Raw genomic sequence first — 11,134 nt, 5'->3', positions numbered from 1 at the left:
CCGCCAGAGCATGTTTCAGCGCCTCTCTTGCGTGACATAAGCGCAACACCATATCGGACTGTAACTTGCTTGTTCACGCCGTGCGTGCGCCATAACGGGCGCGTCCGGCGTGGTTCATCTGCCTGTATCAGGGGATTGAAACAATATGGATATGGAACGCTTTACCGAGCGCTCGCGCGGCCTGCTGCAGGCGGCGCAGGGGCTCGCCCTGGCTGCATCGCACCAGCAATTCACGCCAGAGCATCTGCTGAAGGCGCTGATCGAGGACAAGGACGGCCTGGCCGCCAATCTGGCGCGCGCGGCCGGCGGCCGCCCCGAACAGGCGTTGGACCTCGCCAACGCCGCGCTGGACGCCCTTCCCAAGGTGGAGGGCGACGGGGCCGGCAAACTCTACATGGCGCCCAAGACCGCCGAGGTTCTGAAGACCGCGCAGGAAGCCGCCGACAAGGCCGGGGACAGCTTCACGCCCGCCGAGCGCATCCTGCAGGCGCTGGCCATCGTGCCGGGCACCAAGGCGCATGAGGCGCTGAAACAGGCGGACATCACGCCCAAGGCGCTGAACGACGCGATCAATGAGGTCCGCAAGGGCCGCACCGCCGATTCCGCCAGCGCGGAAGAGGGCTATGACGCCCTGAAGAAATACGCCCGCGACCTGACCGAGGCCGCGCGCGAGGGCAAGCTGGACCCGGTAATCGGGCGCGACGAGGAAATCCGCCGCACCATCCAGGTGCTGTCCCGCCGCACCAAGAACAATCCCGTCCTGATCGGCGAGCCGGGCGTCGGCAAGACCGCCATTGCGGAGGGCATGGCCCTGCGCATCGTCAATGGCGACGTGCCCGAGAGCCTGGCCGACAAGAAGCTGCTGGCGCTGGACATGGGATCGCTGATCGCCGGCGCGAAATTCCGCGGCGAGTTCGAGGAACGGCTGAAGGCCGTGCTCTCCGAGGTCGAGTCAGCGGAAGGCCAGATCATCCTGTTCATCGACGAGATGCACACCCTGGTCGGGGCCGGGAAGACGGACGGGGCGATGGACGCCTCCAACCTTCTGAAACCTGCGCTGGCGCGCGGGGAGCTGCACTGTATCGGCGCGACGACGCTCGACGAATACCGCAAGCACGTGGAGAAGGACGCCGCGCTGGCCCGCCGCTTCCAGCCGGTCTTCATTGAGGAGCCGAGCGTGGAGGACACCGTCTCCATCCTGCGCGGCCTGAAAGAAAAATACGAAGTGCATCACGGCGTGCGGATCTCCGATTCCGCCATCGTCGCCGCGGCGAACCTTTCCAACCGCTACATCACCGACCGTTTCCTGCCCGACAAGGCCATCGATCTGATGGACGAGGCGGCCTCCCGCCTGCGCATGCAGGTCGATTCCAAGCCCGAGGCGCTGGACGAGATCGACCGCCGCCTGATCCAGCTGAAGATCGAGGCCGAAGCGCTGAAGAAGGAAAAGGACGACGCCTCAAAGGACCGGCTGGAGAAGATCGCGCAGGAGATTGCGGACCTTGAGGAGCGCTCGAACGAGCTGACCGCTTCCTGGCGCGCGGAGAAGGACAAGCTGGCCTCCTCCACACAGGCCAAGGAGGAGCTGGACCGGCTGCGCGCGGAACTCGCCGACGCTGAACGCCGAGGCGATCTCGGCAAGGCGTCGGAGCTGAAATACGGCCGCATTCCGGAGCTGGAAAAGCGCGTCGCCGAAGCCGAATCCGCCGACAGCGAAGCTACGCCCGAAGGGGTGATGAAGGAAGTCGTGGACGCCGAACAGATCGCTCACGTGGTGGGCCGCTGGACCGGCATCCCGGTGGACAAGATGCTGGAGGGCGAGCGCGAGAAGCTGATGGCGATGGAGGACAATCTCCGCGCCCGTGTGATCGGTCAGGACGAGGCGCTGGAGGCTGTCTCCGACGCCGTACGCCGCGCCCGCGCCGGCCTGAAGGATCCGAACCGGCCCATCGGCAGCTTCATGTTCCTGGGGCCCACCGGCGTCGGCAAGACGGAGCTGACCAAGGCGCTGGCCGAATTCCTGTTCGATGACGAGCACGCCATCACCCGCCTCGACATGTCCGAATATATGGAAAAGCACGCGGTCGCCCGCATCATCGGCGCGCCGCCCGGCTATGTCGGCTATGAGGAAGGCGGGGCGCTGACCGAGGCGGTCCGCCGCCGGCCCTATCAGGTGATCCTGTTCGACGAGATCGAGAAGGCGCACCCGGACGTGTTCAATGTCCTGCTTCAGGTGCTGGATGACGGCCGCCTGACGGACGGGCAGGGCCGCACGGTCGATTTCCGCAACACGCTGATCATCATGACCTCCAATGTCGGCGCCGAACATCTGATGACCATGACCGGCGAGGATGTGGAGGAAGCCCGCGAGGCGGTGATGGGCGAGCTGCGCGGCCGCTTCCGGCCCGAGTTCCTCAACCGCGTCGACGAGGTGATCCTGTTCCGCCGCCTCGCGATGGAGCACATGACCCATATCGTCGATATCCAGCTGAAACGGCTGGAAGGGCTGCTGGCCGACCGCGATATCCGCATCGATCTGGATGAGGCCGCCAAACAGGTCCTCGCCAGGGCCGGGTTCGACCCCGCCTATGGCGCGCGGCCCCTGAAGCGGGTCATCCAGAAACGCCTGCAAGACCCCATCGCCCGCCTGATCCTGCAAGGCGATATCAAGGATGGTGAGACGGTAACCGTCTCCGCCGACGGCGACACGCTGACGGTGAACGGCGTCCCGGTGGGCCTGGAGCGCGGCGCGCCAAGGGGCGCTGCGGTGAACTAGACGGCGCGCAATCGCGAAATGAGGTGGCCAGCTTGGTCGAGGAGGTCCTTGAAGAGATCGAGTTCCCCTCGAACGAGCTTGGCCTTCTCTATGACGGGTAGGTGCGAAAATTTCCCTTGAGCGGCTCCAATCACGCTTGCCCTTACACCTCGATATAGGGTGAGCCAGTTGACGCAGTCTTCTCGAGGTCCCGCTGGAAGAAAAGCAATATCGCCGAAATTCTTATCGGCGAAAGGCAACATCGCTAACGGGCTTTCTGTAGGGTCGTCTACGAAAAGGTGAAGCGGTTGGTCCTGACCGGCCTCTAATCGTTGAGCTATAGCTTCGTAAGAATCTATAGCTTTGCGGACTTCGAGGATCTTGAGATAAGCCTCGAGCTCTGCAGCGAAACCATACGCAAACGCGCGACCCTTGCGCTCTAAAAGTTTTTCCTGAAGTGCGATTTGCGAGCGGTGAGTAATTATGCCGCCTAGAACGATACCGCCGAAGGCGGCGAGGAGCGGAATAACAATATCCGTCCAAATCATTTCTATCCCCCGCCCATGCCTTCCGCCTGTGTCCTGGCGATGAGGTTGGCCTGTTCCAGCCTGGCGAGCGTCGCCTCGAACTCGTCCCGCTCCAGATAGGGGAAGCGGGCCAGCATGTCTTCAACGGTGAAGAATTGCTGTTTGAGGAGGTGGTCCACGGCCTCATAGCTGATGCCGAGCGGGGTCTGGCCGGACTGGGTCTCCAGCATCGCGCCCTGGTCGGTCTTGGTCACGCGGCCCGCGCCGCGATTGACGGCGTAGAATTGCGGCTTCGCGACATGGGGCAGGTCGAAGCGCGTGGGATCGTTCTTCAGCTTGCGCTGAGCGATTTTCACTTCCGTCGCAAAGGCCGGGGAGGTGACCAGCGCTTTGAGACGGTCGCCGAGTTCGCCGAGCCGTTGCTGCAACGCTTCCTCGTCATCGAGGGCGTGCGGCAGGAAGGCGCGGAAAGCGCTGTCGCGTTTGGCTTCGCGCTCCAGCAGCTTGAACAGGCTCAGCCCCGTGTTGGGCGAGACCGAAAAGGTGACGTGCATGGAGGCGTCGGAGCTGGCCAGCGCGTCGTGATACCAGCCGCGCGGCAGATAGAGCAGGTCGCCCGGCTTCATGTGAGCTTCGAACAGGACATTGCCCTTGGAGGCGTTGAGATACTGGCTGGTCGCATCGCCGGGCGGCAGCGGGTTCACCGGGGTGTCGGCGCGGTTCTCATACACCGTCCACGTCTTCTCGCCCTCGGTATGGATGGCGAAGACGTCATGCAGGTCGTAATGGCTCTGGAAGGCCTGCACGCCCTTGAAGGAGCAATAGATGTTCGCGCCCACGCCGGCGCCGAACGTCTCCTCCAGGATCGCTGCGACATCCCGCACGGGCGGGGAGACGTCATGCACCCGGTTGGCGACCATGCTGGCGCCCATACCGAGAAACGCCTTCACCTTGGCCGGATTGGCGCGCAGGGTCTTGTTGCCGTCCAGCGTCTCGACCTCGTCGCAATAATGCTCGGTCAGGGCCGCGCGGTTGCCCATGACCAGCTTCATGTGCGGTTCGATCCAGTAAGTGTGCAGATCGAGGATCCGGTTCAGCCCGGCCCAGTCCAGCATCGCCTTCCGCCTGCCCTCGGGGCAGGGGATGTGGACCGGTTTGCGGTCGTGATGGGCGGAGAAAAACTCCGCCGCGCTCATCGGCGCGATCAGATCGTCAAAACTTTGCATGGGGTTTTGATAATGATCGCCGGAAGCGGTGTCGAGCGCGCGGCGGGCGTCAGACTTCTTCCTTCACCTGCGCATAGGCCAGCACGGCGAACAGGCCCGTGCCGCCGACCAGATTGCCCAGCGCGGAGGGCAGCAGGAAGCCGGGCAGCAGGGCCAGCCCGCCCTGACCGTTCAGGATCAGCAGCCCGACCTCTGTGGTTCCCGCGATGACATGGGTGAAGCCGCCCAGCGCGATCAGATAGGTCATCAGCAGCACGACCCAGAACTCGAACCCTTTCGAGCTGGGCATCATCCAGACCATGGCGGCGATCAGGAAACCGGCCGGAACGCCTTTCAGGAACAGCTCCAGCATGCTGCGGTCCAGCGACTCCGCCGAAATTTCCAGCATGGCGGAAAGTTGCTCCGCGCCCGCCATGCCGGGGATCGTCGAAAAGGCGGCGGCGATCAGCGCGCCGGTAACATTGGCGACGAAGACCAGTCCCCAGAGCTTGGTCAATTGCATGAAACGCTTGCGGCTGGGCTGAGTCAGGATCGGCAGTATGGCGGTCAGCGTGTTCTCCGTGAACAGCTGCAGCCGCCCCAGAACTACGATCAGGAAACCGACCGGATAACCGAAGCTCTCCAGAACCGGTTTCCAGGGCGTATCGGGGAGATAGTGATGCAGCAGCCCCTTCATAACGACAGACAGGCCCAGCGCCATGCCCGCGGCCAGACCCGACCACCAGATCGAAGCGGCCGGCCGGGCCAGCTCCTGCCTGCCTTCGTCGGAAATGATGCGATAGATGACCGGGGCGCGCAGCCGCGCCAGCTCCTCCACCGTTTCGCGCTCGTCCGCCTCGATCTGCTCGGGACGTTCGCCCGGCGGGGCGGCTTTTTCGGCTTCGGTTTTGCTGGCTGTCATCGGGCGGGCTTTCTTGCGCGGCGGCGCGCCGAGCATAGACCTACATGACGTAACGCGGATAGAGGGACTTCGCGGCGTCCGCGAACTCGATATCGATGTCCAGCGTCAGGAAGGGGTTATCGGCATTGGTCTCGCCCAGAATCTCTCCGTTCGGGTCGGCGATCATGCCGGCCCCGCCCAGATTGGCGTCGCTCTCGCCTTCCTCCGGCTCCCACAGATTGGAGCTGAGAATATAGGCCCCGGAAATCACGCCGGAGGCTTTTACCCCGGTGCGCCATTTTTCCAGCGTCCGCCGCTCGGTCGCGCGCGGATGGCAGATCATCGCGGCCCCGGCGCGGCCCAGCATCCGGGCGTGTTCGATGAACCAGAGATCGGTGCAGATCATCAGGCCGGCGGTGACGCCGTTGACGCCGAAAACCTCGAACCCGCCATCGCCATGTTCGTACCAGGTCGCTTCCCAGTAGCCCGGCTCATTGGGGAGGAAGCGTTTGTGGTGCACGGCCTTGCAGAGGCCCTTATGCGCCAGAAAGCCCTGATTGAACCGCCGTCCGCCGATGGTGACGGGGCGGCTGCCGACGACCGGGAAGGGGGAATCGCAGATCGCCTCGATCCCGCTTTCATGAGTCCGGACGGCCTGCTCCCACGCTTCGGGGTCGCAGGCATCCGAATTGGAGAGCCAGGGGCTCATCGGCATCTCGGGGATGACGACCAGCTCGCTGCTTTTGTCGCGGGCATGATCGAACAGGGCGTCGAAGCCCGCCTCCCGGGCCGCCTGGTCATGACCGGGAATCTGACACACGGTTACGCGCATCGGGCCTTCAGCCTCCTGCAGCTTGTGCGAATTTTAAAGCGGTGCGCCGGAAAGCCTATTCGGCGCCGGAGGCCGAAGCGACCAGCGGAGCCTTGATTTCGGAAGCGTCGCGGGACTCGGCGTAAAGCGTATCCAGACGCTCGCGCTCGACCTTGAACAGCTCCAGCGGCTTGCCTTCCAGCTCCTTGCCCGTCGGCACGTCGACGCCCAGCGGGTTTTGCGGCGTGCCGTTCTTCAGGACTTCATAATGCAGGTGCGGGCCCGTGGAGCGGCCGGTCGTGCCGACATAGCCGATCACGTCGCCCTGGCTGACGCGGACGCCCTTCTTCATGCCGCTGGCGAAGCGTTGCATGTGGGCGTAGGCGCTCTGCCAGCCGCCGGAATGATTGATGCGGATATAGTTGCCGTAGCTGGAAGACCGGTAGGCGGTGTCCAGAACGCCGTCGCCGGCCGCATAGATCGGCGTGCCGCGCGGCGCGGCGAAGTCCGTGCCCTCATGCATCTTGGTATAGCCAAGCACCGGATGGCGGCGGCGGCCGAAATGCGAGGACAGACGCGCGCCATTGATCGGCGTCTTCATCAGGAAACGCTTCGTGGAAATGCCGTCGGCGTCGTAATAGTCGATGCCTTCGCCGTCATCGAAGCGGTAAAGCTCTTTCAGGTCGCCGCGCACTTCCAGAGAGGCGTAGAGAATCTCGCCCGTCTTGATCAGATTGCCGTCGGCGTCGTTGAAGCGCTCGAACATGATTTCGAAATCGTCGCCCTGGCGAATCTCGCGCTGGAAATCGACGGAATAGGAATAGACGCGGGCGAAATTGGCGATCACCCGGTCGGTGGCGCCGGCGTTATTGGCGTCGGCATAAAGCGAGTTATTGATCGTGCCGGCGGCCTTCACGACTTCGCGCTGCAGCTCCATCACGATCTCGCGCGCTTGGAAGGCGCCTTCATGATCCTTGGACACCGCAACCGTCTTCTCGACGGACGGCTTCAGGGTCAGGCCCACCAGATCCGGCGTGTCGGCGCTGTTGGCGGAAACTTTCCGGATGGGGGAGGTTTCCAGATACAGCGTGATTTCCTGTCCGACGCGCAGATGACGCGGGTCCCAGATGGCCTTCAACGCGGATATCGCGGCGGCGGACTGGTCGGTGGAAACATTGAAGCGGCCCAGAACACGTCCCAGCGTGTCGCCCGGCTGAATGTCTACGCGCTCGACGCGCAGGCCGGCGACCTCGCCCATATAATCCTGGGTCAGGGCGGCATAGCGGTCCAGAACCGGGGTCTTGGCTTCGGTCAGCGCGACATCAAGGCGGGGCGCTTCGGCGATTTTCAGTTGGGCGGGATCAACAGGGGCCTGATCTGCGTTGACGTTATCCGGGCCATCCAGAAGGCCGGTCGCATGACCCAGCGTGACGGCGATCGCGGCGACGCTCAAAGAAAGAGCGGCGCGTCGCCAACCGTCGCGAGTCGTCTTACGAGGATCGAATTCTTGCATTTCCTGAACGAGGCGCAGCTTAATGGAGTCCACGGCGTTCCGAACGCCGTTCAGCTTGCTTACGTCGTGCATGGATAACGGTCCCTTAACCCTGAGCGCAAAATTACGCCGTCCCCGAGTGATAGAAAACAAATCTCATGCCGGTCTGCCAAGTGCAAAAATCATCTTGCGTGTGATCTTTTTGCTATGCCGGCCGGAATGAGTGCGGATTTTTCATGTGAGAGTTGATTTGCGGCGCATCCTGCTCGCCTGTGTGGCGATTTTGTGTCTGGCGGGTGTGCTGGGCGCAGCGGCGTGGCTGTTCCGGGAGTCCCTGATTGAGGCGCTGGTCAAACGCAGCCTGTCCCAACGCGGGATGGAGGCGGAACTGTCCGTGGAGCGCGCCGGACTGGGCGGCGCGGAAATCCGCGACGTGCGCCTGATCGGCGAATCGGGCGACCGGCTGACCCTGTCGCGGGTGAATCTCGACTACACGCTTTCGGGGCTGCGCGCCCGCCGGATCGATTCGATTCTGGTGGAGGGCGGTTCCGTCCGCGCGCGTTACGGCGAAGACGGGCTGACCGTCGCGGGCTTCAAGGTCGGCGGCGGAGGCGGCGGCGCACCGCCGGTCAGCATCGGTTCGATGGAGGCGCGCGGCGTTGGCCTGACGCTGGAAACCGGCGAAGCGGTCCTGCGGGGCGAGGCCTCGGTCACGGGCGGCCAGCAATCGGGATGGCGGGGCGAGGCCGTGTTCTCCGAAGGCGCGCTGGACTTGCCGCAGCTGAGCGCGGCGGTTCGCCCCTCCCGCCTTTCTTTCAGTCTTCAGGACGGGGCGCTGGATGCAGAAGGCGCGCTGGCGCTGGAAAATCCGCAGGCGGCGATGGGCGCGGCGCAATCGGCGTCGCTGGATTTCACGGCCGCGCTGACCGGGTTTGACCCGGCCAGCCCGCTTGCGGCGAATGGCGATGTGCAGGCTGACCTGTTGCTGGCGGGCGCGGCGGCCGCCGATCCGGCCGCGCAGGCGCGATCCATCCTGCATCCCGATATGTGGTCCGGCGCGCCCGCCGTGGGCGGCGTGGCGGAGCCGCTGACCCAGCGACTGGCCGCGACGCTGGCGGATTTCGACGCCCGCGCGGATCTGATCGTTTCGCTGGACGGGGAGGGGGCGTCCTTGCGCTTTGACGAGGCGCTGCGCCTGACAGGCCAGTCCGGGCCGGATATTCGCCTGTTCAGCAATGGCGGCGCGCCGGCGCTCCGGGCGGACCCGGAAACCGGCGACTGGCGCGCCAATGCGGACCTTGCGATCGAGGGCGGACCGGATCTGGTCGCACGCGGCCTTTCCGCCCGCGGCCGGCGCGGCCGCCTGCAATCGGCATCCGGCGTTGTGTCGCTGGAACGCTTCGGCGGCGATGACATATGGGCCGCCCGCGATCTGGCCGTGGCGTTCGAGAACCGCGCCCAAGGCTGGGAAGCGCGGCTGGACGGCGAAACCCATTATAGCGGGGAGCTGGCCGGCTGGACGTTTGACACGCTGGCCTTGAACGGGGCGGCCGCCATTGAGCGCGCGGGGCGGGAAATTCACGTCAGCGGAGCGGATGAAGACGCCGTGCGCCTGTCGGCCGTATCGCTGGAAAACGCCGGCATCGTCCAGCGGCAGGTCACGCTGACCTCCATGCCGGACCTGACGATCACGCTGGGGGCGGACGGAATCGCGTATCGCTACGCGGCCGCGCCGGGCGCGCCCTTCCGCTATGGCGCGGCGTCGGTGCAGGCTGAAAGCTGGAGCCTGACAGACGTTCAGGCCTCCGGCCCCGCGGGCGTGGTGTTCGCCGGGCAGGGCGGCGATTTCCGGGTGGAGGACGCGCCCGGCATCGACCTGACAATAGAGACCGTGCGCGGCCCGGCCTGGACGCTTTCGGACGTGGCGGCGCGCGGCGCGGTGGCCGGCGACGCGCTGTTTGTCCGCCGCCTGGAAGGCGAGACCTTTCTTTCCATCCAGTCGGGCGCGGCGCGGATCGGCCGTATCACGCTGGAAAATGGCGTCGTGATGCACACGCTGTCCTTTCCCCGGCTGGCGCTGTCCGGACAGTTCCTGCCCGACCTGAACCTGACCGTGAATGCGCCGGCCTTCGAGGCCGGGCTGGACGCTGCGGGGCGGACCGGCATCGCGCTGGCGGGCGGCCAGACCCGGCTGCAGGCGGAGCGCAGCGGCGAGGCGCCCATCGCCACGCAGTTCCGCAGCGCAGACCTGGCGGCCAGCGGCGGCGATCTGCCGGTTCGCATGGATCAGGCCGTGGTGGCCGGGGACTATATTCTCTCCGACCCCGCCCGCGCCGATATCGATATTGACGGCGCGCGGGTTTCGCTGCTGTCGGAAAACCCGGCCGTGCGCCCGTTCACGGCGTCGGGCGGGCTGACGCTGGAGGACGGAATCGCACGGCTCCAGCTTTCGGGCGCGCCGGAAGCGGCCGCGTCCAGCCTGTTGAATATTGTGCTGACCCATAACCTCTCCGCCAATCAGGGCGAGGCGCAGATCACCCTGCCGGAAACGCGTTTCGATCCGGACGGCCTGCAGCCTCAGGATTTCATCAATCCGTTGCGCGGGCTTGTGGCCAATGTCGACGGGCTGGTAGCGGGCGAGATGCAGGCCTCCTGGGCGGATGGTCAGATGGAATCCTCCGGACAGGTCCGCTTGAACGACACCGATTTCGCTACCCGTTTCGGCCCGGCGGAGAATGTCTCCACGACCTTCGACATTTCCAGCCTCGCCCCGCTCCTCACCCCCGGCCGTCAGACGATCAGGGTGGGCGTGTTCAATCCGGGCGTGCGGCTGGAGGGCGGCGAACTGCAGGTGGAGATGCTGCCCGGCAACGAGATCGAGTTTTCCGGCGGCTGGCCGTTCGCCGAGGGGCGCATCTTTGTCGAGCCCTTTACCTGGAAGCGCGGCCAGACCCGGCATGAAGCCGTGGTGGCGGCCGAGTCGCTCAATCTCGCCTCGCTCATCGGCCTGTTTGGGAATGAATCCATGTCTGCGGCGGGCAAGCTGTCCGGGCGCGTCCCCATCCTGATCGACGAGGGCGACATTTCGGTGGAACAGGGCCGCCTGTTCGCCGATGAGGATGGCTATTTCAGCTATACGGGCCGCGCATCGGAGGCCGCCGCGCAGAGCAATGAACAGGCGAATCTGGCCTTCCGCGCGCTGAAGAATTTCCGCTACCGCGTGCTGGAGGCCGGCCTCGACGGGCCGCTGGCCGGGGAGATGCAGCTGGACGTCCTGCTGGAGGGGCACAATCCGGATGTGCTGAACGGAACGCCTTTCGAATTCGACATTACCCTGAACGCGGACCTGATGAATCTGCTACAGAACGTCACCCGCGGACGGCAGATCGAACGGCAGATTCGCGAACAACTGGGTGATGAATCACGTTAGACGCCTATATTAA

7 protein-coding genes are annotated in these 11,134 nt (G+C 64.9%); 2 read left to right on the top strand and 5 right to left on the bottom strand.

The genetic code is table 11. The features are described from left to right. The first annotated feature begins 145 nt into the window (after positions 1–145). Positions 146–2,776 carry an ATP-dependent chaperone ClpB gene (gene clpB, locus L338_RS04750; protein WP_022697224.1) on the top strand — a complete coding sequence of 877 codons (2,631 nt, stop codon included), beginning with the start codon at positions 146–148 and terminating at the stop codon, positions 2,774–2,776. Here clpB and L338_RS04745 read toward each other — a convergent pair. Genes L338_RS04745 through L338_RS04725 form a run of 5 tightly spaced genes read right to left on the bottom strand, consistent with a single transcriptional unit; the run spans position 2,773 to position 7,784 of the window. Further along, positions 2,773–3,303 carry a hypothetical protein gene (locus L338_RS04745; protein WP_022697223.1) on the bottom strand — a complete coding sequence of 177 codons (531 nt, stop codon included), beginning with the start codon at positions 3,301–3,303 and terminating at the stop codon, positions 2,773–2,775. The genes clpB and L338_RS04745 overlap by 4 nt on opposite strands. Positions 3,304–3,305: 2 nt before the next feature. Continuing rightward, positions 3,306–4,508, bottom strand: a complete 1,203-nt coding sequence (locus L338_RS04740) for a JmjC domain-containing protein (RefSeq protein ID WP_022697222.1) — start codon at positions 4,506–4,508, stop codon at positions 3,306–3,308. 49 nt (positions 4,509–4,557) lie between these two features. After that, on the bottom strand, positions 4,558–5,409 hold the full coding sequence (locus L338_RS04735) for a formate/nitrite transporter family protein (protein ID WP_027068278.1): 852 nt from the start codon (positions 5,407–5,409) through the stop codon (positions 4,558–4,560). Between the two features lie 40 nt (positions 5,410–5,449). Further along, the gene (locus L338_RS04730) at positions 5,450–6,220 is read right to left on the bottom strand and encodes a carbon-nitrogen hydrolase family protein (protein WP_022697220.1); all 771 of its coding nucleotides are present in this window, start codon (positions 6,218–6,220) and stop codon (positions 5,450–5,452) included. Positions 6,221–6,275: 55 nt separating this feature from the next. Continuing rightward, a complete protein-coding gene (locus L338_RS04725) occupies positions 6,276–7,784 on the bottom strand; it encodes a M23 family metallopeptidase (protein WP_022697219.1) in 1,509 nt (502 codons plus the stop codon). A 145-nt stretch (positions 7,785–7,929) separates the two neighbouring features. Between L338_RS04725 and L338_RS04720 the strand changes: the two genes are divergently transcribed. Next, the gene (locus L338_RS04720) at positions 7,930–11,121 is read left to right on the top strand and encodes an intermembrane phospholipid transport protein YdbH family protein (RefSeq protein WP_152485818.1); all 3,192 of its coding nucleotides are present in this window, start codon (positions 7,930–7,932) and stop codon (positions 11,119–11,121) included. The last annotated feature ends 13 nt before the right edge of the window (positions 11,122–11,134 follow it).

It is taken from the genome of Euryhalocaulis caribicus (assembly GCF_000412185.1).
Taxonomy (GTDB): Bacteria; Pseudomonadota; Alphaproteobacteria; order Caulobacterales; family Maricaulaceae; genus Euryhalocaulis; species Euryhalocaulis caribicus.
This window is presented reverse-complemented; position numbering and strand designations above follow the sequence as displayed.

Bases quoted from the DNA above. Each gene is read 5' to 3' on its own strand.
- L338_RS04725 (WP_022697219.1), bottom strand. From the start codon at position 7,784: ATGCACGACGTAAGCAAGCTGAACGGCGTTCGGAACGCCGTGGACTCC.
- L338_RS04735 (WP_027068278.1), bottom strand. From the start codon at position 5,409: ATGACAGCCAGCAAAACCGAAGCCGAAAAAGCCGCCCCGCCGGGCGAA.
- clpB (WP_022697224.1), top strand. From the start codon at position 146: ATGGATATGGAACGCTTTACCGAGCGCTCGCGCGGCCTGCTGCAGGCG.
- L338_RS04740 (WP_022697222.1), bottom strand. From the start codon at position 4,508: ATGCAAAGTTTTGACGATCTGATCGCGCCGATGAGCGCGGCGGAGTTT.
- L338_RS04730 (WP_022697220.1), bottom strand. From the start codon at position 6,220: ATGCGCGTAACCGTGTGTCAGATTCCCGGTCATGACCAGGCGGCCCGG.
- L338_RS04745 (WP_022697223.1), bottom strand. From the start codon at position 3,303: ATGATTTGGACGGATATTGTTATTCCGCTCCTCGCCGCCTTCGGCGGT.